Genomic DNA, 26,752 nt, shown 5'->3' with positions numbered 1-26,752 from the left:
ACATCAAGATGGTTGTTAACCTGATTGCCCCGATCGCCATGGACGACGGCCTGCGTTTCGCGATCCGCGAAGGCGGCCGTACCGTTGGCGCCGGCGTGGTTGCCAAAGTTATCGCGTAAGACTTTATATGCTTATGCAAGAAGGGCGCCCCGGCGCCCTTTTTTATTTGCTGATAAAATAAGCGTTTATCCGACATCTACTGATATTTACAAAACAAAAATTGTTCCGCTATTGAAATGACACTCGTTCTCATTTAAATTACGCGTAGAGAAAGCTTAATGAGTATGAGAAATGTACGTTTGTTTGTGTAATGCGGTGAGCGATACGGCGATACGCAAAGCGGTGAGAAGCTATCAACCCAAAACTTTTCAAGAGCTTAAATGTATAGTGCCGGTAGCCAATAAATGCGGCAAGTGCGCATGCAAGGCACGCCTGATCATGGAAGACGAATTACAGCAGTTGGTGCATTACGAAAAAATTGCATAATTAGTAGGGTTATTACCTTGATTTACTCTGACGCGGTTATATTCTGTACATTACCGCAACGGAGGAGTGAATCATGAAAGGCGATGACCAAATTATTACCCATCTCAATACCCTGCTCGGCAACGAGCTGGTAGCCATCAACCAGTACTTCCTGCACGCCCGTATGTTTAAAAACTGGGGCTTGGCGCGTCTTAACGATATCGAATACCACGAATCCATCGATGAAATGAAGCACGCCGACCATTATATCGAGCGGATTCTTTTCCTGGAAGGGCTGCCTAACCTGCAGGATCTGGGTACCTTGAATATCGGCCAGAACGTCGAGGAAATGCTGCGCTCGGACCTGAACCTGGAACTGCAGGGTGCCCAGGATCTGCGCGAGGGTATTTCTTATGCCGATAGCGTCAGGGACTATGTGACCCGCGATCTGCTGATCGAAATCCTGGCTGATGAAGAGCATCATATCGATTTCCTGGAAACCGAGCTGGATTTAATCACCCTGGTCGGTCTGCAGAACTATCTTCAGTCCCAGTTAAAAGATGCGGCGCAATAATCGCCTGTTGTCCCTCTACCTTGATAAGAAAAGAAACGCCTGCGCATTATGCTGATGTTATTGACGGTACGCATCGGCCCCTGGTCGCCGTACTCTGCGCGCACCATGCCGCGCACCATGGCCGCCTGTAAATGTCCGGCCAGGGGAGGCTCCGCTAGGGGCCGATGTATATCATCCATCCGGCAAGCGACAGGCAGGGACCAAAGGGGATCTCTTTATCCGCCGCCCGCCGCAGCAACCACCAGGCCAGTCCGGTCAGCGCCGCGCCGGCGCATAGCAGCGGCAAGACCTGCCATCCCAGCCAGGCCCCCAGCCCGGCCAGCAGTTTGATATCGCCGCCGCCCAGACCCGCATAGCCTTTCAGCCAACCAAACAACCCGTTCAGCAGCCACAGGCCGCCGCCGCCGCACAGCGCGCCCAGCAGGCTATCATGCGCCGGCACCATGGCGTACCCTTCCCCAATAGGCTGGCCGGGCGCGCCATGCCAGGCGCTGCTTATCAGGCTGCACGCTATTCCCAATAACAGGAAGGGCAGGGTAATCCGGTCGGGTAGCCGCAGGGTGTGATAGTCGATCCAGCTTAGCGTCAGTAAAAACCAACTGAAGAGTAATCCGCTCACCAGGCGTTCCGCCGGCAGGCCGGGAAACGCCGCCAGGAACGCCAGCACGCAGCTTACCTCGCAGCGCCGCCGCCACAGCCGTTGGGACAGCGACATCGGCGCGGCGCGGGGATCCCTGGACAGGATAGGAGCCTTCCGTCCATGAGCCCTCAGCCGATGAAAAGCCCCCAGCCCACTCCCGGCCCAAGCGCCGCCGGCGCCCGGCAAATCTCCGCGCCACGCAGCCGGGCAGCCCGGCTGCGCGCGGGCCCGCCCCAGGATGAGCCGGGTCAGATGGCCCATCATGGCGCCGTATAATAAAAGGCAGGTAATATAAGCCGTCGCCATCATGCGCGTTGCTCCCCCTCTTTCCCGTCCCTGCTGTAAGACGTAATAAGTCGCGCATCACCATGCGCTAAATTTCCGCGCGCGCCAAATCCCGCCGGCCGAAAAGGGAATCCACGCCGCCTTCCTGCGTTTTTAGCCGCATCGCCGCTTGCTTCATGAGCAAATTAACGTATAATGCGCGGGCTTGTCTCATATATGTAAGAAACAAGCCGACTCGATGAGTCCGCGCTGGTCGCGAAAGTGGTAAGCCAGCACACAACATCCCCGATTTGGGGATAATACTGAACGATTACACTCCCCCATCAATCGAAATGGGTGTGAGGAGTAATTTTCTACGTTTATAAATAATTGGAGCTCTGGTCTCATGCAGAACCAAAGAATCCGTATCCGTTTGAAAGCGTTTGATCATCGTTTGATCGATCAATCAACCGCGGAAATAGTCGAGACTGCCAAACGTACCGGTGCTCAGGTACGTGGTCCGATCCCGCTGCCGACCCGCAAAGAGCGCTTTACCGTTCTGATCTCCCCGCACGTCAATAAAGATGCGCGCGATCAGTACGAAATTCGCACTCATAAGCGTCTGGTTGACATCGTTGAGCCAACCGAAAAAACCGTTGATGCTCTGATGCGTCTGGATCTGGCTGCTGGTGTTGATGTGCAGATCAGCCTGGGTTAATCAGGTCACCAAACGATTGAGAGGTTGAAACAATGAAGGGTTTAGTCGGTCGTAAAGTGGGCATGACTCGCATCTTCACTGAAGATGGCGTTTCCATCCCAGTAACCGTTATTGAAATCGAAGCCAACCGCGTGACGCAGGTTAAAGACCTGGACAACGACGGTTACCGCGCTATTCAGGTCACCACCGGCACTAAAAAAGCCAATCGTGTGACTAAACCTGAAGCCGGTCACTTCGCTAAGGCAGGCGTTGAAGCCGGCCGCGGCCTGTGGGAATTCCGCGTCGAAGACGTTGAAGAAATCACTGCGGGTCAAAGCATCAGCGTAGAGCTGTTTGCCGATGTGAAAAAAGTTGACGTTACCGGTACGTCCAAAGGTAAAGGATTTGCAGGCACTGTAAAGCGCTGGAACTTCCGTACCCAGGATGCTACCCATGGTAACTCCTTGTCCCACCGCGGTCATGGTTCAATCGGTCAGAACCAGACTCCGGGTAAAGTATTCAAGGGCAAGAAAATGGCAGGCCAGATGGGTAACGAGCGTGTAACCGTTCTAAGCCTGGACGTAGTACGTGTTGACGTTGAGCGCAACCTGCTGCTGGTCAAAGGCGCTGTCCCGGGAGCAACCGGCGGCGACCTGATCGTTAAACCGGCTGTCAAGGCGTAACGTCGAGGAGATAGGAATGGAATTGGTATTGAAAGACGCGCAAAGCGCGCTGACTGTTTCCGAAACTACCTTCGGGCGTGACTTCAACGAAGCGCTGGTACACCAGGTTGTTGTTGCTTATGCAGCAGGTGCCCGTCAAGGTACTCGCGCTCAGAAGACCCGTGCTGAAGTTACTGGTTCCGGTAAGAAACCATGGCGTCAGAAGGGTACCGGTCGCGCACGTTCAGGTACGGTTAAGAGCCCAATCTGGCGTTCAGGTGGCGTAACATTTGCCGCCAAGCCGCAGGATCACAGCCAGAAGGTAAATAAGAAGATGTACCGTGGGGCGCTGAAAAGCATCCTGTCTGAACTGGTACGTCAAGAACGTCTGATCGTCGTTGAGTCTTTTTCTGTAGAAGCGCCTAAAACCAAGCTGCTGGTACAGAAATTGAAAGACATGGCGCTGGAAGATGTGCTGATCATTACAAGCGAACTTGATGAGAACCTGTTCCTGGCCGCGCGTAACCTCTACAAAGTAGACGTTCGTGATGTCGCAGGTATCGATCCGGTTAGCCTGATCGCCTTCGACAAAGTTGTCATGACGGCTGACGCTGTGAAGCAAGTTGAGGAGATGCTGGCATGATTCGTGAAGAACGTTTGCTGAAAGTTTTGCGCGCGCCGCACGTTTCTGAAAAAGCGTCTGCAGCGATGGAAAAGCATAACACCATCGTACTCAAAGTAGCTAAAGACGCGACCAAAGCAGAAATTAAAGCCGCTGTGCATAAACTGTTTGAAGTCGAAGTCAATGATGTTCGTACCCTGATCGTTAAAGGTAAAACGAAGCGTCATGGACAGCGTATCGGTCGTCGTAGCGACTGGAAAAAAGCTTACGTCACCCTGAAAGAAGGCCAGAACATGGACTTCATCGGCGGCGCAGAGTAAGTCGGAGGAGAAGAACAATGGCAATTGTTAAATGTAAACCGACATCTCCGGGTCGTCGCCACGTAGTTAAAGTGGTCAACCCTGAGCTGCACAAGGGCAAGCCTTACGGCCCGTTGCTGGAAAAACTCACTAAATCCGGTGGACGCAATAACAATGGCCGTATCACTACGCGCCATATCGGTGGTGGTCATAAACAACAATACCGTGTTGTCGACTTTAAACGCGACAAAGACGGTATCCCGGCCATCGTAGAACGCCTGGAATATGATCCGAACCGTTCCGCCAACATCGCTTTAGTGCTGTATAAAGACGGTGAACGTCGTTACGTACTGGCGCCGAAAGGCCTGAAAGCCGGTGACCAGATTCAGTCTGGCGTCGACGCTTCCATCAAAGCCGGTAACACCCTGCCGATGCGCAATATCCCGGTTGGTTCCACCGTGCATAACGTGGAAATGAAACCCGGTAAAGGCGGTCAGCTGGCGCGTTCCGCTGGTGCTTATGTTCAGATTGTCGCCCGTGACGGCGCTTATGTCACGCTGCGTCTTCGCTCCGGCGAAATGCGTAAAGTGCAGTCTGAATGCCGCGCAACCATGGGTGAAGTCGGTAACGCCGAACACATGTTGCGTGTATTGGGCAAAGCCGGTGCAAGCCGCTGGCGTGGTATTCGTCCGACCGTGCGCGGTACGGCGATGAACCCAGTGGATCACCCGCATGGTGGTGGTGAAGGTCGTAACTTTGGTAAGCACCCGGTCAGTCCGTGGGGCCTGCAGACCAAAGGTAAGAAGACCCGTAGTAATAAGCGTACTGATAAGTTCATCGTACGTCGCCGTAGTAAAAAATAATTAGAGGATAAACCATGCCACGTTCTCTCAAGAAAGGTCCATTCATAGACCTGCACTTGCTGAAGAAGGTAGAGAAAGCGGTGGAAAGCGGTGACAAGAAGCCTATACGCACTTGGTCCCGTCGTTCAACGATCTTTCCAACAATGATCGGTTTGACCATCGCTGTCCATAATGGTCGTCAGCACGTACCGGTATTTGTATCCGATGAAATGGTCGGTCATAAACTGGGCGAATTCGCGCCGACGCGTACTTATCGCGGCCATGCGGCCGACCGAAAAGCTAAAAAACGCTAAGGTAGGAGGAAGAGATGGAAACTATCGCTCAACATCGCCACGCTCGTTCTTCTGCTCAAAAGGTACGCCTGGTGGCTGACCTTATCCGCGGTAAGAAAGTGTCGCAAGCTCTGGAAGTTTTAGCCTACACCAACAAGAAAGCTGCTGGTCTGGTTAAAAAAGTACTGGAGTCTGCCATTGCTAACGCTGAACACAACGATGGCGCAGATATCGATGATCTGAAAGTCGCGAAAATATTCGTCGACGCCGGCCCAAGCATGAAGCGTATTATGCCTCGTGCAAAAGGTCGGGCGGATCGCATCTTGAAGCGCACCAGCCACATCACTGTGGTTGTGTCCGATCGCTGAGACTCTGGAGACTAGCAATGGGTCAGAAAGTACATCCTAATGGTATTCGCCTGGGTATTGTCAAACCTTGGAACTCTACCTGGTACGCGAATACCAAAGAATTCGCTGACAACCTGGACAGCGACTTTAAAGTTCGTCAATTCCTGATAAAAGAACTGGCGAAGGCTTCCGTTTCTCGCATCGTTATCGAGCGTCCGGCCAAGAGCATCCGTGTGACTATTCACACCGCTCGTCCGGGCATCGTTATCGGCAAGAAAGGTGAAGACGTCGAAAAACTGCGTAAGGTCGTTGCGGATATCGCCGGCGTGCCTGCGCAGATCAATATTGCCGAAATCCGTAAACCGGAACTGGACGCTAAATTGGTCGCGGACAGCATCTCTTCACAGCTGGAACGTCGTGTTATGTTCCGTCGTGCTATGAAGCGTGCTGTTCAGAACGCCATGCGTCTGGGCGCTAAGGGTATTAAAGTTGAAGTCAGCGGTCGTCTTGGCGGCGCTGAAATCGCACGTACCGAATGGTACCGCGAAGGTCGTGTTCCGCTGCATACGCTGCGTGCGGATATCGACTACAACACCTCCGAAGCGCGCACCACTTATGGTGTCATCGGCGTAAAAGTGTGGATCTTCAAAGGTGAGATTCTGGGTGGTATGGCTGCCGTTGAACAACCGGAAAAACCGGCTGCTCAACCTAAAAAGCAGCAGCGCAAAGGCCGCAAGTAAGGAGAGTCGCTGATGTTACAACCAAAGCGTACAAAATTCCGTAAGATGCACAAAGGCCGCAACCGCGGTCTGGCAGCGGGCACGGATATTAGCTTCGGTACTTTCGGTCTGAAAGCTGTTGGCCGTGGTCGTCTGACCGCTCGTCAAATCGAAGCTGCGCGTCGTGCAATGACGCGTGCAGTTAAGCGTCAAGGTAAGATCTGGATCCGTGTATTCCCGGACAAACCGATCACCGAGAAGCCGCTTGAAGTGCGTATGGGTAAAGGTAAAGGCAACGTCGAATATTGGGTTGCCTTGATTCAACCGGGCAAAGTCCTGTATGAAATGGACGGCGTTCCGGAAGAAGTTGCTCGCGAAGCATTCAAGCTGGCAGCAGCGAAACTGCCGATTAAAACCACCTTTGTAACTAAGACGGTGATGTAATGAAAGCAAAAGAGCTGCGTGAAAAAAGCGTTGAAGAGCTGAACACCGAGCTGCTGAACCTGTTGCGCGAGCAGTTTAACCTGCGCATGCAGGCGGCCAGTGGTCAGCTGCAACAGACACACCTGTTGTTACAAGTGCGTCGCAATGTTGCGCGCGTTAAAACGTTATTGACTGAGAAGGCGGGTGCGTAATGAGTGACAATATCCGTACTCTGCAAGGTCGCGTGGTCAGCGACAAAATGGAGAAATCCATTGTCGTGGCCATCGAACGTTTTGTGAAACACCCGATTTACGGCAAATTCATCAAGCGTACGACCAAGCTGCACGTACACGACGAGAGCAATGAAAGTGGTATCGGCGACGTCGTGGAAATCCGCGAATGCCGCCCGATTTCCAAGACTAAGTCCTGGACACTTGTTCGCGTTGTAGAGAAAGCGATTCTGTAATACAGTAAGCGCGCTCCAAACAAGATAAACGGCTCAGAGCACGAGCCGTTTATTTTTTCTACCCATATCAAGAGTGCAGTGTTATAATGCTGCGCCCTGTATTATGGGGTTTTTCTTAACGACCTAATATGGGTCCTAAAGTTGTAGTTGACATTAGCGGAGCACTAACATGATCCAAGAACAGACTATGCTGAACGTGGCCGACAACTCCGGTGCACGTCGCGTAATGTGTATCAAGGTTCTAGGTGGCTCGCACCGTCGCTACGCAGGCGTCGGCGACATCATCAAGATCACCATCAAGGAAGCAATTCCGCGTGGCAAGGTTAAAAAAGGTGATGTCCTGAAGGCGGTAGTGGTGCGCACCAAGAAGGGTGTCCGTCGCCCTGACGGTTCTGTCGTTCGCTTCGATGGTAATGCTTGTGTTTTGTTGAATAACAATAGCGAGCAACCCATCGGTACGCGTATTTTTGGGCCGGTGACTCGTGAACTGCGTACCGAAAAGTTCATGAAAATCATTTCTCTGGCACCAGAAGTACTTTAAGGAGCGAATCATGGCAGCGAAAATCCGTCGTGATGACGAAGTTATCGTGCTAACCGGCAAAGATAAAGGTAAGCGCGGTAAAGTAAAGAATGTCCTGTCTACGGGCAAGGCCATTGTTGAAGGTATCAACCTGGTTAAGAAACATCAAAAACCAGTTCCGGCTACGAACCAGCCGGGCGGCATCGTTGAACAGGAAGCGGCAATTCAGCTTTCCAACCTTGCCATCTTCAACGGTGCCTCCAACAAGGCGGACCGTGTAGGCTTTAAGATTGAAGACGGAAAAAAAGTCCGTATCTTCAAATCTAACGGCGAAACAATCAAGTAACTTGGAGTAGTACGATGGCGAAACTGCATGATTACTACAAAGACGAACTAGTCGAAAAGTTAATGAAAGAATTCGGCTATCATTCTGTCATGCAAGTCCCTCGGGTCGAGAAGATCACCCTGAACATGGGTGTTGGTGAAGCGATTGCTGATAAAAAACTGCTGGATAATGCTGCGAACGATTTAGCGGCAATTTCCGGACAAAAACCGCTTATCACCAAGGCGCGCAGATCCGTTGCGGGCTTCAAAATCCGTCAGGGCTATCCGATCGGCTGTAAAGTAACCCTGCGTGGTGAACGCATGTGGGAGTTCTTTGAGCGACTGATATCCATTGCTGTACCGCGTATTCGTGACTTCCGTGGCTTGTCCACCAAGTCTTTCGATGGTCGTGGTAACTACAGCATGGGCGTACGTGAGCAGATCATCTTCCCGGAAATCGATTATGACAAAGTCGATCGCGTTCGTGGCTTGGATATTACCATCACCACTACTGCGAAATCCGATGATGAAGGTCGTGCACTGTTGGCCGCCTTTAACTTCCCATTCCGCAAGTAAGGCAGGGTACTAATGGCTAAACAATCCATGAAAGCACGCGAAGTCAAACGCGTGAAATTAGCTGAGAAATTCTTCGCAAAGCGCGCTGAACTTAAAACCATCATCTCCAGCGTTAATTCTTCTGATGAAGAACGTTGGGATGCGGTTCTCAAGCTGCAGACTCTGCCGCGTGATTCCAGCCCGTCTCGTCAGCGTAACCGCTGCCGCCAAACTGGTCGTCCGCATGCTTTCCTGCGGAAATTCGGGTTGAGCCGTATCAAAGTCCGTGAAACTGCCATGCGCGGTGAGATCCCGGGTCTGAGAAAGGCTAGCTGGTAATTGTCACCAATTGAATCACGGGAGTAAAGACAGATGAGCATGCAAGATCCGATCGCGGATATGCTGACCCGTATCCGTAACGGTCAAACCGCGAACAAAACAGCGGTCTCCATGCCTTCCTCCAAGCTTAAAGTGGCAATCGCCAGTTTGCTGAAAGAAGAAGGCTTTATTGAAGAATTCAAAATCGAAGGCGACACCAAGCCTACGCTGGAAATCGTACTGAAGTACTTCCAGGGTAAGCCGGTTGTGGAAACCATCCAGCGTATCAGCCGTCCAGGTCTGCGTATCTATAAGAAAAAAGATGCGTTGCCGAAAGTTATGGCAGGTTTAGGTATCGCGGTTGTTTCTACCTCTAAAGGTGTCATGACTGATCGTGCGGCTCGCCAGGCTGGTCTTGGTGGCGAGATTATCTGCTACGTAGCTTAATCGGGAGGAAAACATGTCTCGTGTTGCAAAAGCACATGTCGTCATTCCTGCCGGCGTAGAGGTAAAACTCAACGGTCAGGAAATTTCGATAAAAGGTAAAAACGGCGAGCTGAGTCGTACTATCCACGATGCTGTTCATGTTAACTATGCGGACAACAACCTGACGTTTGTGCCTCGTGAAGGCGAAGCGAATGGTTGGGCCCTGGCGGGTACTACCCGTGCATTGTTACATGCAATGGTGGTCGGTGTTACTGAAGGCTTCACCAAGAAGCTGCAGCTGGTAGGCGTAGGTTATCGTGCCGCGGTAAAAGGCAATGTGGTGAATTTGGCCCTCGGCTATTCACACCCCATCGACCATGTTTTACCGGCAGGCATCACCGCTGAATGTCCGACCCAGACTGAAATCGTGCTGAAAGGCGCTGATAAGCAGGCTGTTGGGCAGATTGCGGCTGATTTGCGAGCCTATCGTCGTCCTGAGCCTTACAAAGGCAAAGGTGTCCGTTACGCCGACGAAGTCGTGCGTACCAAAGAGGCTAAGAAAAAGTAAGGTAACACTATGGATAAGAAAGCAGCTCGTATCCGTCGTGCGACCCGCGCACGCCGCAAGCTACAAGAACTGGGCGCAACCCGCCTGGTTATACATCGTACCCCGCGCCATATTTATGCGCAGGTCATTGCCCCGAATGGTTCTGAAGTTCTGGTAGCCGCTTCTACTGTAGAAAAAGCTATCGCGGAGCAATTAAAGGGTACCGGTAATAAAGATGCCGCGACCGCTGTAGGTAAAACTATTGCAGAACGCGCTCTGGAAAAAGGCATCAAGATTGTCGCTTTTGACCGTTCCGGGTTCCAATATCATGGTCGAGTCCAGGCACTGGCAGATGCTGCCCGTGAAGCTGGCCTTCAGTTCTAAGGTAGAGGTGTAAGATGGCACACACTGAGAAACAAGCTGGCGAACTGCAGGAAAAGCTTATCGCGGTAAATCGCGTATCCAAAACCGTAAAAGGTGGCCGTATTTTTAGTTTTACCGCACTGACCGTTGTCGGTGATGGTAACGGTCGCGTAGGTTTTGGCTATGGCAAAGCACGCGAAGTTCCGGCAGCGATCCAGAAAGCGATGGAAAAAGCCCGTCGCAATATGATGAATGTCGCGCTGAACAGCGGCACCCTGCAGCACCCGGTTAAAGGTGCTCATACGGGTTCCCGTGTGTTCATGATGCCGGCTTCCCAAGGTACCGGTATTATCGCCGGTGGTGCAATGCGCGCCGTCCTGGAAGTCGCAGGGGTCCACAACGTATTAGCAAAGACTTATGGTTCCACCAACCCGATCAACGTGGTTCGTGCAACTATCGATGCCCTTGCTAACATGAAGTCCCCCGAAATGGTCGCTGCCAAGCGTGGTAAATCCGTTGAAGAAATTCTGGGGTAATTGACCATGGCACAGATGATTAAAATAACTCAGACGCGCAGTTCCATCGGTCGTCTGCCGAGACACAAGGCAACTTTGGTTGGCTTGGGCCTGCGTCGCATTGGTCACACCGTAGAGCGCGAGGATACTCCTGCTGTACGCGGTATGGTCAATTTGGTTTCCTACATGGTCAAAGTTGAGGAGTAACAGATGCGCTTAAATACTCTGTCTCCGGCTGAGGGCTCAAAGCACGCTCCTCGGCGTGTAGGTCGCGGTATTGGTTCCGGCCTGGGTAAAACCGCGGGACGTGGTCACAAGGGTCAGAAGTCTCGTTCTGGCGGTGGCGTGCGTCGTGGGTTCGAAGGCGGCCAGATGCCTTTATACCGTCGTCTGCCGAAATTCGGCTTCACCTCGCGCAAGGCAATGGTCACGGCGGAAGTTCGCCTGTCAGAACTGGCGCAGGTGGAAGGCGAGGTTATCGATCTCAACACGCTTAAAGCCGCTAACATTGTTGGCACCCAGATTGAATTCGCGAAAGTTATGCTTTCCGGCGAAATCAATCGCGCAGTAACCCTGCGCGGTCTGCGTGTCACCAAAGGCGCTCGTGCTGCAATCGAAGCTGCTGGCGGTACAATTGAGGAATAAGTAGCAGATGGCCAAACAACCAGGATTAGACTTTCAAAGTGCTAAAGGCGGATTGGGCGAGCTTAAACGCAGACTTTTGTTTGTAGTTGGCGCCTTGATTGTCTTCCGTATCGGCTCTTTTATTCCGATCCCTGGTATCGATGCCACTGTGCTTGCGAAATTGCTCGAACAGCAGAGAGGCACCATCATTGAAATGTTTAACATGTTCTCTGGTGGCGCGCTCAGCCGTGCTTCGATCTTCGCCTTGGGGATCATGCCGTATATTTCGGCATCGATCATCATCCAGCTGCTGACGGTTGTTCACCCGGCGCTGGCGGAGATTAAAAAAGAGGGTGAGGCTGGCCGTCGCAAGATTAGCCAGTACACCCGCTACGGCACGTTGGTATTAGGTATATTCCAGTCGATTGGTATTGCTACCGGTCTGCCGAATATGCCCGGAATGCAAGGCCTGGTATATAATCCGGGTTTTGCGTTTTACTTTACCGCGGTTGTGAGCCTGGTCACGGGGACGATGTTCCTGATGTGGCTGGGTGAACAGATTACTGAACGAGGTATCGGCAACGGTATTTCAATCATTATCTTCGCGGGTATCGTAGCGGGTTTACCGCCGGCCATTGCCCATACCATAGAGCAAGCTCGTCAAGGCGACCTGCACTTCCTCCTGTTGCTATTGGTTGTAGTACTCGTATTTGCAGTGACGTTTTTTGTGGTGTTCGTCGAGCGTGGCCAACGGCGTATTGTCGTTAACTATGCCAAACGTCAGCAAGGACGTCGTGTTTATGCGGCACAGAGCACACATTTGCCGTTGAAGGTGAATATGGCCGGCGTTATACCGGCAATTTTCGCCTCCAGCATCATTCTGTTTCCGGCCACGATTGCATCCTGGTTCGGCGGCGGTACCGGTTGGGGATGGCTGACAGCGATTTCACTGTATTTACAGCCTGGACAACCGCTTTATGTGTTACTCTATGCGTCTGCAATCATATTCTTCTGTTTCTTTTACACGGCACTGGTGTTTAACCCGCGCGAAACAGCAGATAACCTGAAGAAGTCCGGTGCATTTGTACCAGGCATTCGTCCGGGAGAGCAAACGGCTAAATATATTGATAAAGTGATGACCCGTCTGACTCTGGTCGGTGCGATGTATATTACTTTTATCTGCCTTATCCCGGAGTTCATGCGTGACGCAATGAAAGTTCCCTTTTATTTCGGGGGCACATCTTTATTGATTGTCGTTGTGGTGATCATGGACTTTATGGCTCAAGTGCAGACTCTGATGATGTCGAGTCAATACGAGTCCGCATTGAAGAAAGCAAACCTGAAAGGCTATAACCGCTAATCCGGGAAGCTTGAGAAGTTACGGAGAGTAAAAATGAAAGTTCGTGCTTCCGTCAAGAAGTTATGTCGTAACTGCAAAATCGTTCGCCGCCACGGCGTCGTTCGCGTAATTTGCAGCGAGCCTAAGCATAAGCAACGCCAAGGCTGATAAATTCGGCATTTTTTTCTTGCAAAGTTGGGTTGAGCTGGCTAGATTAGCCAGCCAATCTTTTGTAGGTCAACGCAACATTGTTTGAGTATCCTGAAAACGGGCTTTTCAGAATGGTGTTGCCGTTTAAATTTTTAGGAGTGCATAGTGGCCCGTATAGCAGGCATTAACATTCCTGATCAAAAACATACCGTGATCGCGTTAACTTCAATCTACGGTATCGGTAAGACCCGTTCACAAAAAATTTGTGAAACCGCGGGCATTGCTGAACATGTTAAGATCAGTGAGCTGTCTGAAGAGCAGATCGACACGCTGCGTGACGCAGTTGCTAAATTTGTGGTCGAAGGTGATCTGCGCCGTGAAGTAACCCTGAGTATCAAGCGTCTGATGGACCTTGGTACCTATCGTGGTTTGCGTCATCGTCGTGGTCTTCCGGTTCGCGGTCAGCGTACCAAGACCAATGCCCGTACCCGTAAGGGTCCGCGCAAACCGATCAAGAAATAATCGGGGTGAGTAAATAATGGCTAAGGCACCTGTTCGTGCACGTAAGCGTGTTAAAAAGCAAGTCTCAGATGGCGTGGCTCATATCCATGCGTCTTTCAACAATACCATCGTTACTATTACCGATCGTCAGGGTAATGCGTTGGGTTGGGCGACGGCCGGTGGTTCCGGTTTCCGTGGTTCTCGTAAATCCACTCCTTTCGCCGCGCAGGTTGCAGCAGAACGTTGCGCTGAAGCAGTGAAAGAGTATGGCATCAAGAATCTGGAAGTTATGGTAAAAGGACCTGGTCCGGGCCGTGAGTCTACCGTTCGCGCGTTAAACGCGGCTGGTTTTCGCATCACTAATATTACTGATGTGACTCCGATCCCCCATAACGGTTGTCGTCCGCCGAAAAAGCGCCGCGTATAACGCCGCTTCTAGGTTAGTTGGAGAAAGAAAATGGCAAGATATTTGGGTCCTAAGCTCAAGCTGAGCCGTCGTGAGGGCACAGACCTATTCCTGAAGTCTGGTGTTCGCGCGATCGATTCCAAGTGTAAAATTGAACAGCCTCCTGGACAGCATGGCGCGCGTAAACCGCGTCTGTCTGACTACGGGGTGCAGTTGCGTGAAAAACAAAAAGTACGTCGTATCTATGGCGTTCTGGAACGTCAATTCCGCAACTACTACAAAGAAGCAGCGCGTCTTAAAGGCAATACCGGTGAAAACCTGTTGCAGTTGCTTGAAGGCCGTCTGGACAACGTTGTTTACCGCATGGGTTTTGGCGCCACTCGCGCTGAATCACGCCAATTGGTCAGCCATAAGGCGATCATGGTAAACGGCCGTGTTGTCAACATCGCTTCTTACCAGGTTACTCCGAATGATGTTGTAAGCATCCGTGAGAAAGCGAAAAAGCAATCCCGTGTTCGTGCCTCATTGGAACTGGCTGAACAGCGTGAAAAGCCGACCTGGCTTGAAGTTGACGCTGCTAAGATGGAAGGGGTGTTCAAACGTATTCCAGAACGTACCGATCTGTCTGCGGACATTAATGAACACCTGATAGTCGAGCTTTACTCTAAGTAAGGCTTAGTACCAAAGAGAGGACACAATGCAGGGTTCTGTGACAGAGTTTCTAAAACCGCGCCTGGTAGATATCGAGCAAGTCAGTTCGACGCACGCCAAGGTGACCCTTGAACCTTTAGAGCGTGGCTTCGGCCATACCCTAGGTAACGCACTGCGCCGTATTCTGCTTTCGTCGATGCCGGGTTGCGCGGTGACCGAGGTTGAGATTGATGGTGTACTGCACGAGTACAGCACCAAAGAAGGTGTACAGGAAGACATCCTGGAGATTCTGCTCAACCTGAAAGGGCTGGCGGTGAGAGTTCAAGGTAAGGATGACGTTATCCTTACTCTGAATAAATCTGGCATTGGCCCTGTAACAGCAGCCGACATTACCCATGACGGGGATGTCGAAATCGTCAAGCCGCAGCATGTGCTGTGTCACCTGACCGATGAAAACGCATCGATTAATATGCGTATCAAAGTTCAGCGTGGTCGTGGTTACGTGCCGGCTTCTGCCCGAATTCATTCGGAAGAAGATGAGCGCCCGATTGGTCGTTTGCTGGTCGATGCATGCTATAGCCCTGTAGAGCGTATCGCCTACAATGTTGAAGCCGCACGTGTTGAACAGCGTACCGACCTGGACAAGCTGGTCATCGAAATGGAAACCAATGGCACGATCGATCCTGAAGAGGCGATCCGCCGCGCGGCTACCATCCTGGCTGAACAACTTGAAGCTTTTGTTGATTTACGTGATGTACGTCAACCGGAAGTTAAAGAAGAGAAACCAGAATTCGACCCGATCCTGCTGCGCCCAGTTGACGATCTGGAATTGACTGTCCGCTCTGCTAACTGCCTTAAGGCAGAAGCCATCCACTACATCGGTGATCTGGTACAGCGTACCGAGGTTGAGCTCCTTAAAACGCCCAACCTGGGTAAAAAATCTCTTACTGAGATTAAAGACGTGTTGGCTTCCCGTGGGTTGTCTCTGGGCATGCGCCTAGAGAACTGGCCTCCGGCAAGTATTGCTGATGAATAACCCGATCACAGGGTAAGGTTTTACTGAGAAGGATAAGGTCATGCGCCATCGTAAGAGTGGTCGTCAACTGAACCGTAACAGCAGCCATCGCCAGGCTATGTTCCGTAACATGGCCGGCTCTCTGGTTCGTCACGAGATAATCAAGACGACCCTGCCAAAAGCGAAAGAGCTGCGCCGTGTTGTTGAACCGCTGATTACACTTGCCAAGACCGACAGCGTTGCAAATCGTCGTCTGGCATTCGCCCGTACTCGTGATAACGAGATCGTGGCAAAACTGTTTAACGAGCTTGGCCCGCGTTTCGCGAGCCGTGCCGGTGGTTACACTCGCATTCTGAAGTGTGGTTTCCGTGCAGGTGACAATGCGCCGATGGCTTATATTGAGCTGTTAGATCGTGCTGCAGAATCCCAGGTTCCAGCGGAAGCGGTCGCAGAGTAATCTGCCCCGTGTACTTACAAAACCCGGCCCCGGCCGGGTTTTTTATTGCGTGCGATTTGATGACGTTTGGCATGTCCTTCATGAATTTGCCATCCCCGCGCGTCCACTGGATTTCAAGCGGCTGAAGGCCTGCCAGCGTTGCCCATGCTATCAATGTTGAACCGGCAGCGCTTACCATCCGCCGGCCAATGCGCTATGCTGAATCCGTGACCAACCCGCAAAAGGAGCGGTGCTTATGTGGTTAGTGGATGAACTGGCGGAGCAGCATATCCAGCAGGCACTACGGGAGGGCGAATTTGACAACCTGCCGGGATATGGTAAACCCCTGCAGCTGGATGATGACAGCGCGGTGCCGGAAGACCTGCGGGCAGGCTATCGCCTGCTGAAAAATGCCGGTTACCTGCCGGCGGAACTCCAGGATCGCCAAGACGCGCTTAGGCTGAGCGATCTTTTGCAGGGTATCGACGAGCAGGACGCCCGCCATGAAGACATCAGCGCCCGGCTGCGGCTGCTGGAAATCAAGCTACGACAGGCTGGCATGAGCACCGATTTTTTGCATCACGGCTACCGGGAACAATTGCAGCGCCGGTTTGGCAACGGCCACAAAAATGGCTAAATCCATTGGCAACGAATTTTATTTTACTACTCTTGCTGTGGGTACGATTTGCTATAATATTGCCCACGGCGCATCGGTTGGTTTTTTATAGCCAGCGTTTGCGCAAGCCGTCGCCCGGCGGTAATTTCAACGCGCAAGCATGCATCTTTTTGCCCGCCTGTGTCATTATTTACCAGGAGTTTCTCACCCGCATCGCGGGTATGTTATCGAGGATGTCATGACTGAAAAATATCGCCATATCAGAGGCACCATCAATGACAACGCCATCGCGGCATTGTTGCACGATCCGCTGTTTCGCCAGCGTCGTGAAAAAAACGTAAAAGGGAAGGGTAGCTACTGTCGTAAAGGCAAAAACGCAAAAGCCCAGAACTGGGAGGCCAGTGGTAACCTCATCAAACCTGATGTTACCACTGGCCTTTTGTTTTCAGCACATCCCGACATTAAACGCCTGCACTGAAGATTGTCTTTCGTAGCACCTCAAATCAAAAGACCCTGGCCTATCGCCTTAAAGCGTCGGCGGCTGCTGCGGTGGCAGCGGCGTGGCGACGGCCTGGTTCTGCTGCTTGAGCAGGTCGCGGATTTCAGTCAACAGGGTTTCTTCAGCACTGGGTTTCGGCGGCGCGGCCGGAGCGTCTTCATGTTTGCGATGCAGCTTGTTAATCAGTTTGATAACACAAAATACCGCCAGGGCGACTATCAGGAAATCGAAGATATTCTGCAGGAAAATACCGTACTGCAAAACGACTGCCGGCGTATCACCCTGTGCGGGTTTCAGCACCCACCCGAACGATCGGAAATCCACCCCGCCAATCAATAAACCCAGCGGCGGCATAATGACGTTGGCTACCAGGGACGACACAATTTTACCGAAGGCGGCACCGATTATTACCCCGACAGCCAGGTCCACAACATTGCCGCGCATGGCGAATTTTCTGAATTCCTGCAGGAAACTCATAGGCTTGCTCCTTCTCAGTTAATGACCAAGTAAGTCTAACAAAGGATGATGTTTTTACCAGATTCTTTAACATTTTGTGGCAATTCATTGCGTGGGCCACACCGGCCGCCCTATAAAAAGAACGGACTTGGCTGGAACAGACGCTCCACGTCGGTAATGAATTTTTTATCGGTCAGGAACATGATCACATGATCGCCCTGCTGGATGCGGCAGCCCTTATTGGCGATGATGACATCATCGCCGCGCACGATAGCGCCGATAATGGTGCCGGGCGGCAGTTTTATGGTGTCGATGGTACGGCCGACCACTTTTGAGGTGCTCTCATCGCCATGAGCAATGGCTTCTATGGCCTCGGCGACGCCACGGCGCAGAGAGGACACGCTGACGATATCCGCCTTGCGCACGTGGCCCAGCAGCGCCGAAATCGTTGCCTGCTGCGGCGAAATAGCGATATCAATTACGCTGCCCTGTACCAGATCCACATAAGCGCGGCGCTGGATCAGCACCAATACCTTTTTGGCGCCCATGCGTTTGGCCAGCATCGCCGACATGATGTTGGCTTCGTCGTCGTTGGTAATGGCGATAAACACGTCGATTTGCTCAATATGTTCCTCGGCCAGCAGCTCCTGATCGGAGGCGTCGCCAAAAAACACAATGGTGTCATGCAGCAGCTCCGCCAGCTCGGCCGCCCGCTGCTTATCCCGCTCGATAAGCTTGACGCTGTAATCTTTTTCCAACCGTTGGGCCAGTCCCGCGCCAATATTGCCGCCGCCGACGATCATGATTCGTTTGTATGGCTTTTCCAGCCGCTGCAGCTCGCTCATCACCGCCCTGATGTGCGGCGACGCGGCGACAAAAAAAACTTCGTCGCCGGCTTCGATCACCGTCGATCCCTGCGGTCGGATCGGCCGATCCTGCCGGAAGATCGCGGCAACGCGGGTATTGATATGCGGCATATGCTCGCGCAGCGAGGACAGGGCGTTACCTACCAGCGGCCCGCCGTAATAGGCTTTTACCGCGGCGATGCTGACTTTGCCCTGGGCGAAGTTAACCACCTGCAGCGCGCCGGGATACTCGATCAGTTTATAAATGTTATCGATCACCAACTGCTCGGGGGAGATCAGGTGATCGATGGGCACCGCTTCCGGTGAAAACAGCCTGGCGGCTTCGCGGATATAATCGGCCGAGCGGATGCGGGCAATGCGATTGGGCGTTTTGAATAACGTATAGGCTATCTGGCAGGCCACCATATTGGTTTCATCGGAGTTGGTCACGGCGACCAGCATATCCGCATCCTCCGCCCCCGCCTCGCGTAATACCCTGGGATGCGAGGCATGGCCCTGGATCGCACGAAGATCAAACTTATCCTGTAATTGCCGTAGCTGGTTCGGGTTGTTATCGACGATGGTAATATCGTTGTTTTCCCCCACCAGGTTTTCAGCCAGGGTGCCGCCTACCTGTCCTGCTCCAAGGATGATTATTTTCATAGTCGGTTCTTCATGCTCATTATGTGCGTGGCGAAATGCCGGGTGAGGCACTCTTGATCATCTTAGCGTAAAAGAAGCCGTCGCCTTCATCGGGCGCGGGGAAACATTGCCTGCCGGGGCTGGCGGCATCGCCGGTTTCCACCAGCCCGGCATCTGCGTGGCCGGCCAGGAACGCGCTGATTTGCTCGCCGTTCTCCTCCGGCAATATTGAACAGGTGGCGTAAAGCAGCGTGCCGCCGGGTTTAAGCAGCGGCCAGGTAGCGTTCAGGATTTCTTGCTGCAACGCGGCCAGTTCGGCGATATCGCGATCGCGGCGCAGCCATTTTATATCGGGATGACGCCGGATAACACCGGTGGCGGAGCAGGGCGCATCAAGTAAAATACGATCCCAGGTTCGGCCCTGGTTCCATTCCCCGGGCTGCCTGCCGTCGCCGACCAACACCTGCGCATGCTGCCCCAGGCGCTGGAGGTTTTCCTCAATCCGCGCCAAGCGCAGACGGTCGATATCCACCGCCGTCACGCGCGCATCGGGGGCTAACTCAAGGATATGGGTGGTCTTGCCGCCCGGCGCGGCGCAAAGATCAAGAATATCTTCCCCCGGCTCAGGCGCCAACAGCGGCGCACAGCCCTGCGCCGAGGCGTCCTGCACCGTTACCCAGCCCCGATCAAAACCGGGCAGCCGGCCGACGTTGCAGGGAATGTCCAGCTTAACCGCGTCGGGCAAAGTGGGATGGGGGCTGGCGGTGATGCCTTCCTGCGCCAGCAGGGCAAAATAATCTTCGCGGCTGTGATGGAGGCGGTTAACGCGCAGCCACATTGGCGGTCGCTGGTTATTGGCCTCGATGATCGCCTGCCAGTGGTCGGGATAGGCCTGCTGGAGACGCTTCATCAGCCAGGACGGATGCAGGAAGCGGCTTTCCTGCTCTTCGGATGCGGCCCGCAGTTCCTCCTGCTGGCGCTGGAACTGGCGCAGCACGCCGTTTACCAGGCCTTTTAACTGCGGCATCTTCAGCATCACTGCGCCCTCCACCGTTTCAGCCAGCGCGGCATGGGGCGGTATGCGGGTATAAAGCAACTGGTAAATGCCGACCATCAGCAGGTAATGGACCGTGCGCTGTTTACCGGTAAGCGGCTTTGCCATCAGCTGCTTGATGATCCATTCCAGTTGCGGCAGGGTGCGTAAAATACCAAAGCACAATTCCTGCAACAGCGCGCGATCCTTGTCGCCAAGCGCATTCTGCAGCGCCGGTAGCAGCTGGCTTAGGGATTGGCCGTGGTCCAGCACCTGGGCTACCGCTTTCGCTGCGATGGCGCGGAGGTTATAACGTGTATTCATAGTTGACCGAAGGAAAGTGGAGGTGGCTGCAAATAAACCGCCCGTATCATGGTTACCGATGCCGGGCGATAGCCGGGAAGACATTAATCCAGGATGGCGCCGGGGGTGAACCACTCACGACGTGAATTAAGCAGATCCTGCGGCGCCATGGCTTTTTTGCCGGCGGGCTGGAGCAGCGTCATATTCAACGCGCCGCTGGACGTAGCCACCCGGATGCCGGTTTTATCCGCCTGTAAAATCGTGCCCGGAGCCGCCGGTGTTGCCATCGCCGCCGCCGCGGCTTGCCAGACTTTAATGGTCTGATCGCCAACGTTAAAAAAGCTTATCGGCCAGGGGTTAAAGGCCCGCACGCACCGCGCCAACATGTCGGCCGGGCACGACCAGTCCAGGCGCGCCTCTTCTTTACTCAGCTTTTCAGCGTAAGTGACCTGGCTCTCATCCTGTTTTTCCGGCGCCAGGGTCCCGGCCGCGCTGCGCGCCAGGGTATCCAGCAGCGCCCGGGGGCCGATATTCGCCAGTTTTTCATACAGGCTGGCGCTGGTATCCTCCGGCTGTATGTCGCAGGCGGATTTATATAGCATATCACCGGTATCCAGGCCGGCGTCCATCCGCATGATGGTGACGCCGGTGGCGCTGTCGCCCGCCCACAGGGCGCGCTGAATCGGCGCCGCGCCGCGCCAGCGCGGCAATAACGAGCCATGCACATTCAGGCAACCCAGGCGCGGCATATCCAGCACCGCCTGGGGTAGGATCAGGCCGTAGGCCACCACCACCATGATGTCGGCCTCCAGTTCCGCCACCAGGCGCTGGCTCTCCGGGGGACGCAGGGACTTGGGCTGGCATACCGGTAATTGATGCTGCTGCGCCAGGAGTTTTACCGGGCTGGCCGTCAGCCTATTGCCCCGGCCGGCCGGGCGATCGGGCTGGGTAAACACCCCCACCACCTGGTGAGCCGAGTCGAGCAGCGCCTGGAGATGGCGCGCGGCGAAGTCCGGCGTACCGGCAAAAATGACACGTAAAGAGTCGGACACGTTAATTCCTGTATAGCGACGGTTATTTTTCCGCGCGGGCGTTTATCTTCGCCAGTTTTTCCATTTTTTGGCGGATCCGCTGGCGCTTTAGCGGCGAGAGGTAATCGACAAACAGCTTGCCGACCAGGTGATCCATTTCATGCTGGATGCAAATGGCCAATAATTCATCCGCTTCAAGCTCGAACGGTTTGCCGTCGCGGTCGAGCGCGCGAACCGTGACCTTTTCCGCGCGGGGAACGAAACCACGCTGATCGGGTATGGACAGGCAGCCTTCCTCTATCCCGGTTTCACCGCTTTTGGCAATCAGTTCAGGGTTGATAAATACATGGCGCTCGTTACGGGCTTCCGATACATCGATCACGATAATCCGTTGGTGAATATCCACCTGGGTGGCGGCCAGGCCGATGCCCTCTTCGACGTACATGGTTTCAAACATATCATCCACGATACGGCGAACAGCGTCATTGACTTCTTTAACCGGTTTCGCAACAGTGCGAAGCCGCTCGTCGGGGTAATGTAACACCTGCAATACTGGCATATGAGTCTATATCTGTGTCCGATTGTGAAAACTATTCCTTCTCTTATTCTAGACATTTCCCGTCCTGATTGACAGCATCCGCAAGCAAATGTCACGACATACGCCACCAGACGGCGCGGAGGGAAGGATGACGATAATGGAAATGTGGTTGCGCATGGCGGCAGTAAAGGGGGTTAACGGCGCTAAAGTGCATCGGTGCCTGTCGCAATTGTCCCTTCCCGGCGATTTTAGCCCGCAACCGCTCCTTTCCGCCTGTCTTACGCCCGCGCAGCGCCAGCGGTTCCAGCAATATCCCGGCGGCGATATCGAGGCGGCCCTGCGCTGGCTTGAACATCCGCTGCATCATATCGTGACTTTTGCCGACTCCGGCTATCCCGAGTCGCTTAAAGCCCTGGCCTGTCCCCCGCCGGCGCTGTTTGTCCTCGGGGACGTCGCCTGCCTGGCGTCCCCACAGCTGGCCATGGTCGGCAGCCGCCAATGTACGCGCTATGGTGAGCAGTGGGGCGGCTTCTTTGCCGCCGACCTGGCGGGGTGCGGCATTACCATTACCAGCGGGCTGGCGCTCGGTATCGACGGGATATGCCATCGTTCGGCGCTGGACGCCAAGGGAAGAACCATCGCGGTGCTGGGCAGCGGCCTGCAAAACGTCTATCCGTCGCAGCACCGCCGGCTCGCCGAACGCATCACGGCGTACGGCGGGGCGCTGGTATCCGAGTTTGCCTTGAACGCCGCTCCCCTGGCGGGGCATTTTCCCTACCGCAACCGCATCATCAGCGGGCTGAGCCGTGGCGTGCTGGTGGTGGAGGCCGCCGCCCGCAGTGGTTCGCTGGTCACCGCCCGTTATGCCCTCGACCAGGGGAAGGATGTCTACGCCTTGCCCGGCCCGCTGGGCAATCCGGCGAGCGCCGGCACCCACTGGCTTATCCAGCAGGGCGCTTATCTGGTCACCCAGCCCAAAGAGGTGCTCGAACAGCTCGGAGGCGGCCTGAATTGGTTGCCTTTGACCCGGCCGGAAATTATTTCTGCGCCAGAATGCGAAGTTGAATTGCCATTTGCCGATGTGTTGGCTAACGTAGGAGATGAGGTTACACCTGTTGACGTCGTCGCTGAACGTGCCGGCCAGTCTGTGCCAGAGGTAGTGTCGAAGCTATTGGAACTGGAGTTAGCAGGCTGGATCGCAGTTGTACCCGGCGGCTATGTCCGTTTAAGGAGGGCAGGCCATGTTCGACGTTCTAATGTACTTGTTTGAAACATACATCCACAATGAAGTGGAAATGCGGGTGGATCAGGATAAATTAACCGACGATCTCACCAAGGCAGGCTTCCATCAGGACGATATCTACAATGCGCTAAACTGGTTGGAGAAACTGGCCGATCTGCAGGACGGACAGGGTAAAGCTTTCGCCATGGGCGGCGATCCGCTTGCCTTACGCATCTACACTGACGAAGAAAGTCAGTTCCTGGATACGGAATGCCGTGGTTTTTTATTGTTCCTGGAACAGATTCAGGTGTTAAACCTTGAAACGCGTGAAATGGTCATCGATCGCGTCATGGCACTGGATGCCGTCGAATTCGATCTGGAAGATCTTAAATGGGTAATCCTGATGGTGCTGTTTAATATCCCCGGATATGAAAATGCCTATCAACAGATGGAAGATCTTGTATTCGAAGAAGATGAGAGCCGTCTGCACTAAAGAATCACTGACGATATATTCCTATGGCAAAAGCTGTGCTCTTTAACGCAAGGCAAATCGAGCTCTGCCCTGAATGTGGGGCAGAACTCGTGATTCGTTCCGGGGCGCATGGTCCGTTTCTCGGTTGTTCCCAATATCCACGCTGCGCCTATATCAAATCGCTTAAACCGCAGGCTGACGGCCATATTGTCACGGTGCTGGAGGGGCAGGTTTGTCCGTCGTGCCAGGGAGGACTGGTGCTGCGCCAGGGCCGCTACGGCATGTTTATCGGTTGCGCCAATTATCCAGAGTGCAATTATATCGCGGCCATGGATCAGCCGGATGAAACCGCCTTTAACTGCCCCGAGTGCCAAACGGGAAAACTGGTGCAGCGCACCTCCCGCTTCGGCAAGGTTTTTTACGCTTGCGATCGCTATCCGCAATGCCGGTTTGTGCTTAATTTCACGCCGGCTGCCGGTGAATGCGAGTTTTGCCATTTTCCGCTGCTGTATGAAAAAAACACGGCGCGGGGACCCCGGCTATTTTGCGCCGATAAGCGCTGCGGCAAGCCGGTATCGATTAAAGGCAATGATGAAAAATAATCAACCGCCGGCGCTGGCCGGCCTGGTGGACGCTTTACGGCAGGGACGGGTCGTTGCTTATCCCACCGAAGCGGTGTTCGGCCTGGGATGCGATCCGGACAGCGAAGCGGCGGTCCAGGCTTTGCTGGCCCTTAAGCAACGGCCCTGGACCAAGGGCCTGATTTTAATCGCCGCCGATTATCAGCAGTTATCGCCCTATATCGATGATACCGCGCTAACCCCGCAGCAGCTGGAGCGGGTATTTGCCCACTGGCCCGGGCCGGTGACCTGGGTGATGCCCGCCCGGCCGGCAACGCCGCGCTGGCTGACCGGGCAATTTGCTACCCTGGCGGTGCGGGTTACCGCCTATGAGCCGGCGCGGCGTTTGTGCCTGGCATTCGGCAAGCCGCTGGTTTCAACCAGCGCCAATTTGACCGGCTACCCTCCCGGCCGCACGGCCGCCGAGGTTCGCCAGCAGTTGGGCGATAATTTTCCTGTCATGGAAGACCCGGTGGAAGGGCGGTTAAACCCTTCAGAAATTCGTGACGCATTGACCGGCGGCCTTATCCGGCAAGGATGACGGTTCCTCGCCTTAGCGGGCGAGGGCAGGAGCCCGGTTGATGCTAACCAGACGAGAACAGGTTATGGACACTTACGCCGTTTTTGGTAATCCGATAAATCACAGCAAATCGCCGCACATTCATGCGCTATTCGCCGCGCAGACCGGTATCGCCCATCCGTATGGGCGGGTGCTGGCCCCCAAGGACGCTTTTGAGCAGGTCCTGCATGACTTTTTCGCCGCCGGCGGCGAAGGAGCCAATATCACCATGCCCTTTAAAGAGCGGGCGTTTGCCTTATGCGATCAATTAACCGAGCGGGCATCCCAGGCCGGGGCGGTCAATACGGTCAAAAAGCAGCCGGACGGCTTGTTGCTGGGGGATAACACCGATGGCATCGGCCTGCTGGCCGATTTGCAACGCCTCGGCCTGGTACGGCCTGATAGCCGGGTGTTACTGGTCGGCGCGGGCGGCGCGGCGCGCGGGGTGATCCTGCCGTTGCTCTCTTTTGGCTGCACGATAATGCTGACCAATCGCACGTTTGCCCGCGCGCAGGAGCTGGTGTCCTTTTATCACCACGTCGGCGATATCAGCGCGCGGCCGCTTGAAGAGCTGGCCGGGCCGGATTTCGATCTGGTGATTAACGCTACCACCTCCGGCATCCATGGCGAGCTTCCCGCATTGAAAAAAACGCTGATTACCCCGGCGGTGCGTTGTTACGACATGTATTACCAAGACGGACCGACGCCGTTTTTACATTGGTGTGAGCAACTGGGGGCACGGCATTATGCCGATGGTCTTGGCATGCTGGTGGGCCAGGCCGCTTATTCATTTATGCTGTGGCATGGGGTCTTGCCCGATATTACGCCGGTGCTTGAACAGTTGAAGAGCGAGCAGTCCGCCGCCTGAACCGGCGGATCCTCCTCGCCGCATGGTCACCCGCTTGTACTGAGGCCAGTCGTTTGAGCGGATATCCGGCCACCGGGTGATGACAGCGGCTATTTCTCCTGGGCCAGGTATTGATCCTTCCAGCGTACATAATTATTAGCTGAATAAAGCAGGCCCGTGATTTCAGCCGGCGTAAGCGGCCTTACCCGGCGAGCCGGACTGCCGAGATAAAGATAACCGCTTTCCAGGCGCTTGCCCGGCGGCACCAGACTTCCCGCGCCTATCATCACGTCATCTTCCACCACCACGCCGTCCAGCAGGATCGATCCCATGCCGACCAGGACCCGATTGCCGATGGTGCAGCCGTGCAGCATCGCCTTATGACCGACGGTAACGTCTTCACCGATAATCAGCGGGTTGCCGGACGGGTTATGCTCGGATCTATGGGTGACATGCAGCACGGTGCCGTCCTGGATATTGGTACGGGCGCCGATGACGATTTTATTGACGTCGCCGCGCATGGCGACCAGCGGCCAGATGCTGACATCATTCGCCAGGTCGATCTCGCCGATCACCACGCTTGAAGCATCGATCATCACCCGCTGACCCAGGATCGGGAACGTATTTTGGAAGGGGCGCAACGATTTTGATAATTCCGACATCATCCTACCTTTTAATCGATCTATTTTGATTAACTCTAGCGCCCCAACGGTATGCATATCAACACCCACGATCCGGCAAATTCTCCATTTGAGGTAAGAGATCGCTCAAGATCGGAACATAAGGGATGAAAAATAGACAGTTGACAAGAAAAGATCAAAAAACGCTTGTGCAATATAACCGGATCCCTATAATGCGCCTCCAACGACCGGCACCGTGCAGCATATCGCAGGGTAGCGGAAACGAGTCAGGAGGCAGGCCTAACGGGCTTGACACTGGGAGGGGAAAGCGTAATATACGCCACCTCGCGCCAGGCTGATTACAGCGGCGCACTGCTCTTTAACAATTTATCAGACAATCTGTGTGGGCACTCACAAGACCGTATCGAAACACAAAAATACCAAGT

45 protein-coding genes are annotated in these 26,752 nt (G+C 54.0%); 38 read left to right on the top strand and 7 right to left on the bottom strand.

Going from position 1 to position 26,752, the window contains the following annotated elements; all coding sequences use genetic code 11:
• From GRH90_RS25045 to bfr, 3 genes are all read left to right on the top strand, one after another.
• The coding region (locus tag GRH90_RS25045; RefSeq protein ID WP_199379605.1) for an EF-Tu C-terminal domain-related protein at nucleotides 1-119 on the top strand (119 nt) is incomplete at its 5' end.
• A gap of 172 nt (nucleotides 120-291) precedes the next feature.
• Complete coding sequence (bfd, locus tag GRH90_RS25040) at nucleotides 292-486, top strand: bacterioferritin-associated ferredoxin (protein ID WP_162368697.1); 195 nt, start codon at nucleotides 292-294, stop codon at nucleotides 484-486.
• Nucleotides 487-559: 73 nt separating this feature from the next.
• Nucleotides 560-1,039: a bacterioferritin gene (gene bfr, locus GRH90_RS25035; RefSeq protein ID WP_162368696.1), complete on the top strand. Its 480-nt coding sequence runs from the start codon at nucleotides 560-562 to the stop codon at nucleotides 1,037-1,039.
• A 154-nt stretch (nucleotides 1,040-1,193) separates the two neighbouring features.
• Here bfr and GRH90_RS25030 read toward each other — a convergent pair whose 3' ends face one another.
• A complete protein-coding gene (locus GRH90_RS25030) occupies nucleotides 1,194-1,988 on the bottom strand; it encodes a prepilin peptidase (RefSeq protein WP_162368695.1) in 795 nt (264 codons plus the stop codon).
• A 361-nt stretch (nucleotides 1,989-2,349) separates the two neighbouring features.
• On the opposite strand from GRH90_RS25030, the gene rpsJ reads away from it, so the two are divergent.
• The 30 genes from rpsJ (at nucleotide 2,350) to GRH90_RS24880 (ending at nucleotide 17,097) form a co-directional block, all read left to right on the top strand.
• Entirely contained in the window at nucleotides 2,350-2,661 is a 312-nt protein-coding gene (gene rpsJ, locus GRH90_RS25025) for a 30S ribosomal protein S10 (RefSeq protein WP_001181005.1), read from the top strand.
• Between the two features lie 32 nt (nucleotides 2,662-2,693).
• Nucleotides 2,694-3,323: a 50S ribosomal protein L3 gene (gene rplC, locus GRH90_RS25020; protein ID WP_162368694.1), complete on the top strand. Its 630-nt coding sequence runs from the start codon at nucleotides 2,694-2,696 to the stop codon at nucleotides 3,321-3,323.
• Nucleotides 3,324-3,339: 16 nt separating this feature from the next.
• Complete coding sequence (gene rplD / locus GRH90_RS25015) at nucleotides 3,340-3,945, top strand: 50S ribosomal protein L4 (RefSeq protein ID WP_162368693.1); 606 nt, start codon at nucleotides 3,340-3,342, stop codon at nucleotides 3,943-3,945.
• Complete coding sequence (rplW, locus tag GRH90_RS25010) at nucleotides 3,942-4,244, top strand: 50S ribosomal protein L23 (RefSeq protein ID WP_162368692.1); 303 nt, start codon at nucleotides 3,942-3,944, stop codon at nucleotides 4,242-4,244. Before rplD ends, rplW begins: the two co-directional genes overlap by 4 nt.
• Nucleotides 4,245-4,261: 17 nt before the next feature.
• The gene (gene rplB / locus GRH90_RS25005; protein ID WP_162368691.1) at nucleotides 4,262-5,086 is read left to right on the top strand and encodes a 50S ribosomal protein L2; all 825 of its coding nucleotides are present in this window, start codon (nucleotides 4,262-4,264) and stop codon (nucleotides 5,084-5,086) included.
• Nucleotides 5,087-5,100: 14 nt separating this feature from the next.
• Nucleotides 5,101-5,379, top strand: a complete 279-nt coding sequence (gene rpsS / locus GRH90_RS25000; RefSeq protein WP_132923660.1) for a 30S ribosomal protein S19 — start codon at nucleotides 5,101-5,103, stop codon at nucleotides 5,377-5,379.
• A gap of 14 nt (nucleotides 5,380-5,393) precedes the next feature.
• Entirely contained in the window at nucleotides 5,394-5,726 is a 333-nt protein-coding gene (gene rplV / locus GRH90_RS24995) for a 50S ribosomal protein L22 (RefSeq protein WP_162368690.1), read from the top strand.
• Between the two features lie 17 nt (nucleotides 5,727-5,743).
• Nucleotides 5,744-6,445, top strand: coding sequence for a 30S ribosomal protein S3 (gene rpsC / locus GRH90_RS24990; protein WP_162368689.1), 702 nt, complete (start codon nucleotides 5,744-5,746; stop codon nucleotides 6,443-6,445).
• Between the two features lie 12 nt (nucleotides 6,446-6,457).
• Entirely contained in the window at nucleotides 6,458-6,868 is a 411-nt protein-coding gene (rplP, locus tag GRH90_RS24985; protein ID WP_162368688.1) for a 50S ribosomal protein L16, read from the top strand.
• Nucleotides 6,868-7,059, top strand: a complete 192-nt coding sequence (gene rpmC, locus GRH90_RS24980; protein ID WP_162368687.1) for a 50S ribosomal protein L29 — start codon at nucleotides 6,868-6,870, stop codon at nucleotides 7,057-7,059. The genes rplP and rpmC overlap by 1 nt, the downstream gene beginning before the upstream one ends.
• A complete protein-coding gene (rpsQ, locus tag GRH90_RS24975) occupies nucleotides 7,059-7,313 on the top strand; it encodes a 30S ribosomal protein S17 (protein WP_162368686.1) in 255 nt (84 codons plus the stop codon). Before rpmC ends, rpsQ begins: the two co-directional genes overlap by 1 nt.
• 169 nt (nucleotides 7,314-7,482) lie before the next feature.
• Entirely contained in the window at nucleotides 7,483-7,854 is a 372-nt protein-coding gene (gene rplN, locus GRH90_RS24970) for a 50S ribosomal protein L14 (protein ID WP_132923655.1), read from the top strand.
• 10 nt (nucleotides 7,855-7,864) lie between these two features.
• Nucleotides 7,865-8,179, top strand: coding sequence for a 50S ribosomal protein L24 (gene rplX / locus GRH90_RS24965; RefSeq protein ID WP_162368685.1), 315 nt, complete (start codon nucleotides 7,865-7,867; stop codon nucleotides 8,177-8,179).
• Between the two features lie 14 nt (nucleotides 8,180-8,193).
• Complete coding sequence (gene rplE / locus GRH90_RS24960; protein ID WP_162368684.1) at nucleotides 8,194-8,733, top strand: 50S ribosomal protein L5; 540 nt, start codon at nucleotides 8,194-8,196, stop codon at nucleotides 8,731-8,733.
• Nucleotides 8,734-8,745: 12 nt separating this feature from the next.
• Nucleotides 8,746-9,051: a 30S ribosomal protein S14 gene (rpsN, locus tag GRH90_RS24955; RefSeq protein WP_162368683.1), complete on the top strand. Its 306-nt coding sequence runs from the start codon at nucleotides 8,746-8,748 to the stop codon at nucleotides 9,049-9,051.
• 33 nt (nucleotides 9,052-9,084) lie between these two features.
• Nucleotides 9,085-9,477: a 30S ribosomal protein S8 gene (rpsH, locus tag GRH90_RS24950; protein ID WP_162368682.1), complete on the top strand. Its 393-nt coding sequence runs from the start codon at nucleotides 9,085-9,087 to the stop codon at nucleotides 9,475-9,477.
• Between the two features lie 13 nt (nucleotides 9,478-9,490).
• Nucleotides 9,491-10,024 (top strand): 50S ribosomal protein L6, encoded by a 534-nt coding sequence (rplF, locus tag GRH90_RS24945; RefSeq protein WP_162368681.1) that lies wholly within the window; start codon nucleotides 9,491-9,493, stop codon nucleotides 10,022-10,024.
• Between the two features lie 9 nt (nucleotides 10,025-10,033).
• Nucleotides 10,034-10,387, top strand: coding sequence for a 50S ribosomal protein L18 (gene rplR / locus GRH90_RS24940; protein ID WP_162368680.1), 354 nt, complete (start codon nucleotides 10,034-10,036; stop codon nucleotides 10,385-10,387).
• Nucleotides 10,388-10,401: 14 nt separating this feature from the next.
• Complete coding sequence (gene rpsE / locus GRH90_RS24935) at nucleotides 10,402-10,902, top strand: 30S ribosomal protein S5 (protein WP_162368679.1); 501 nt, start codon at nucleotides 10,402-10,404, stop codon at nucleotides 10,900-10,902.
• 6 nt (nucleotides 10,903-10,908) lie between these two features.
• Nucleotides 10,909-11,088, top strand: a complete 180-nt coding sequence (rpmD, locus tag GRH90_RS24930; protein ID WP_162368678.1) for a 50S ribosomal protein L30 — start codon at nucleotides 10,909-10,911, stop codon at nucleotides 11,086-11,088.
• Nucleotides 11,089-11,091: 3 nt separating this feature from the next.
• The gene (gene rplO, locus GRH90_RS24925) at nucleotides 11,092-11,526 is read left to right on the top strand and encodes a 50S ribosomal protein L15 (RefSeq protein WP_162368677.1); all 435 of its coding nucleotides are present in this window, start codon (nucleotides 11,092-11,094) and stop codon (nucleotides 11,524-11,526) included.
• A 7-nt stretch (nucleotides 11,527-11,533) separates the two neighbouring features.
• Nucleotides 11,534-12,865: a preprotein translocase subunit SecY gene (gene secY, locus GRH90_RS24920; RefSeq protein ID WP_162368676.1), complete on the top strand. Its 1,332-nt coding sequence runs from the start codon at nucleotides 11,534-11,536 to the stop codon at nucleotides 12,863-12,865.
• 33 nt (nucleotides 12,866-12,898) lie between these two features.
• Nucleotides 12,899-13,012, top strand: coding sequence for a 50S ribosomal protein L36 (rpmJ, locus tag GRH90_RS24915; protein WP_132923644.1), 114 nt, complete (start codon nucleotides 12,899-12,901; stop codon nucleotides 13,010-13,012).
• Between the two features lie 147 nt (nucleotides 13,013-13,159).
• Nucleotides 13,160-13,516 carry a 30S ribosomal protein S13 gene (gene rpsM, locus GRH90_RS24910; protein ID WP_162368675.1) on the top strand — a complete coding sequence of 119 codons (357 nt, stop codon included), beginning with the start codon at nucleotides 13,160-13,162 and terminating at the stop codon, nucleotides 13,514-13,516.
• Nucleotides 13,517-13,532: 16 nt separating this feature from the next.
• On the top strand, nucleotides 13,533-13,922 hold the full coding sequence (gene rpsK / locus GRH90_RS24905) for a 30S ribosomal protein S11 (RefSeq protein ID WP_131867908.1): 390 nt from the start codon (nucleotides 13,533-13,535) through the stop codon (nucleotides 13,920-13,922).
• A gap of 30 nt (nucleotides 13,923-13,952) precedes the next feature.
• Nucleotides 13,953-14,573: a 30S ribosomal protein S4 gene (gene rpsD, locus GRH90_RS24900; protein WP_011412065.1), complete on the top strand. Its 621-nt coding sequence runs from the start codon at nucleotides 13,953-13,955 to the stop codon at nucleotides 14,571-14,573.
• A 25-nt stretch (nucleotides 14,574-14,598) separates the two neighbouring features.
• On the top strand, nucleotides 14,599-15,588 hold the full coding sequence (locus GRH90_RS24895) for a DNA-directed RNA polymerase subunit alpha (protein WP_162368674.1): 990 nt from the start codon (nucleotides 14,599-14,601) through the stop codon (nucleotides 15,586-15,588).
• 40 nt (nucleotides 15,589-15,628) lie between these two features.
• Nucleotides 15,629-16,024 (top strand): 50S ribosomal protein L17, encoded by a 396-nt coding sequence (gene rplQ / locus GRH90_RS24890; protein WP_162368673.1) that lies wholly within the window; start codon nucleotides 15,629-15,631, stop codon nucleotides 16,022-16,024.
• Between the two features lie 235 nt (nucleotides 16,025-16,259).
• A complete protein-coding gene (locus tag GRH90_RS24885; RefSeq protein WP_162368672.1) occupies nucleotides 16,260-16,640 on the top strand; it encodes a DnaJ family domain-containing protein in 381 nt (126 codons plus the stop codon).
• 217 nt (nucleotides 16,641-16,857) lie between these two features.
• On the top strand, nucleotides 16,858-17,097 hold the full coding sequence (locus tag GRH90_RS24880; protein ID WP_162368699.1) for an alternative ribosome-rescue factor A: 240 nt from the start codon (nucleotides 16,858-16,860) through the stop codon (nucleotides 17,095-17,097).
• Nucleotides 17,098-17,145: 48 nt separating this feature from the next.
• Here GRH90_RS24880 and mscL read toward each other — a convergent pair whose 3' ends face one another.
• The 5 genes from mscL to def form a co-directional block, all read right to left on the bottom strand.
• Nucleotides 17,146-17,595, bottom strand: coding sequence for a large-conductance mechanosensitive channel protein MscL (gene mscL, locus GRH90_RS24875; protein ID WP_162368671.1), 450 nt, complete (start codon nucleotides 17,593-17,595; stop codon nucleotides 17,146-17,148).
• 110 nt (nucleotides 17,596-17,705) lie between these two features.
• Nucleotides 17,706-19,082 carry a Trk system potassium transporter TrkA gene (gene trkA, locus GRH90_RS24870; RefSeq protein ID WP_162368670.1) on the bottom strand — a complete coding sequence of 459 codons (1,377 nt, stop codon included), beginning with the start codon at nucleotides 19,080-19,082 and terminating at the stop codon, nucleotides 17,706-17,708.
• 19 nt (nucleotides 19,083-19,101) lie between these two features.
• The gene (gene rsmB, locus GRH90_RS24865; protein WP_162368669.1) at nucleotides 19,102-20,418 is read right to left on the bottom strand and encodes a 16S rRNA (cytosine(967)-C(5))-methyltransferase RsmB; all 1,317 of its coding nucleotides are present in this window, start codon (nucleotides 20,416-20,418) and stop codon (nucleotides 19,102-19,104) included.
• A gap of 83 nt (nucleotides 20,419-20,501) precedes the next feature.
• Nucleotides 20,502-21,449: a methionyl-tRNA formyltransferase gene (gene fmt / locus GRH90_RS24860; protein WP_162368668.1), complete on the bottom strand. Its 948-nt coding sequence runs from the start codon at nucleotides 21,447-21,449 to the stop codon at nucleotides 20,502-20,504.
• Between the two features lie 22 nt (nucleotides 21,450-21,471).
• Nucleotides 21,472-21,987, bottom strand: coding sequence for a peptide deformylase (def, locus tag GRH90_RS24855; protein ID WP_162368667.1), 516 nt, complete (start codon nucleotides 21,985-21,987; stop codon nucleotides 21,472-21,474).
• A gap of 127 nt (nucleotides 21,988-22,114) precedes the next feature.
• Between def and dprA the strand changes: the two genes are divergently transcribed.
• The 5 genes from dprA (at nucleotide 22,115) to aroE (ending at nucleotide 25,707) form a co-directional block, all read left to right on the top strand.
• Complete coding sequence (dprA, locus tag GRH90_RS24850; RefSeq protein ID WP_162368666.1) at nucleotides 22,115-23,236, top strand: DNA-protecting protein DprA; 1,122 nt, start codon at nucleotides 22,115-22,117, stop codon at nucleotides 23,234-23,236.
• Nucleotides 23,208-23,681, top strand: a complete 474-nt coding sequence (locus GRH90_RS24845) for a DUF494 family protein (protein WP_162368665.1) — start codon at nucleotides 23,208-23,210, stop codon at nucleotides 23,679-23,681. Before dprA ends, GRH90_RS24845 begins: the two co-directional genes overlap by 29 nt.
• 23 nt (nucleotides 23,682-23,704) lie before the next feature.
• A complete protein-coding gene (locus GRH90_RS24840; protein WP_162368664.1) occupies nucleotides 23,705-24,262 on the top strand; it encodes a DNA topoisomerase family protein in 558 nt (185 codons plus the stop codon).
• On the top strand, nucleotides 24,252-24,821 hold the full coding sequence (gene tsaC / locus GRH90_RS24835; RefSeq protein ID WP_162368663.1) for an L-threonylcarbamoyladenylate synthase type 1 TsaC: 570 nt from the start codon (nucleotides 24,252-24,254) through the stop codon (nucleotides 24,819-24,821). Before GRH90_RS24840 ends, tsaC begins: the two co-directional genes overlap by 11 nt.
• Before the next feature lie 64 nt (nucleotides 24,822-24,885).
• Nucleotides 24,886-25,707 (top strand): shikimate dehydrogenase, encoded by an 822-nt coding sequence (gene aroE, locus GRH90_RS24830; protein ID WP_162368698.1) that lies wholly within the window; start codon nucleotides 24,886-24,888, stop codon nucleotides 25,705-25,707.
• A gap of 89 nt (nucleotides 25,708-25,796) precedes the next feature.
• On the opposite strand, the gene GRH90_RS24825 is transcribed toward aroE, so the two are convergent.
• Nucleotides 25,797-26,348 carry a gamma carbonic anhydrase family protein gene (locus GRH90_RS24825; protein WP_162368662.1) on the bottom strand — a complete coding sequence of 184 codons (552 nt, stop codon included), beginning with the start codon at nucleotides 26,346-26,348 and terminating at the stop codon, nucleotides 25,797-25,799.
• Nucleotides 26,349-26,752 lie beyond the last annotated feature (404 nt).

The sequence above is a fragment of the Acerihabitans arboris genome (assembly GCF_010131535.1).
In the GTDB taxonomy this organism is placed as follows: Bacteria; Pseudomonadota; Gammaproteobacteria; order Enterobacterales; family Enterobacteriaceae; genus Acerihabitans; species Acerihabitans arboris.
Note: the sequence above shows the minus strand (reverse complement) of the source record. Positions and strands in the feature narration are given on the sequence as shown.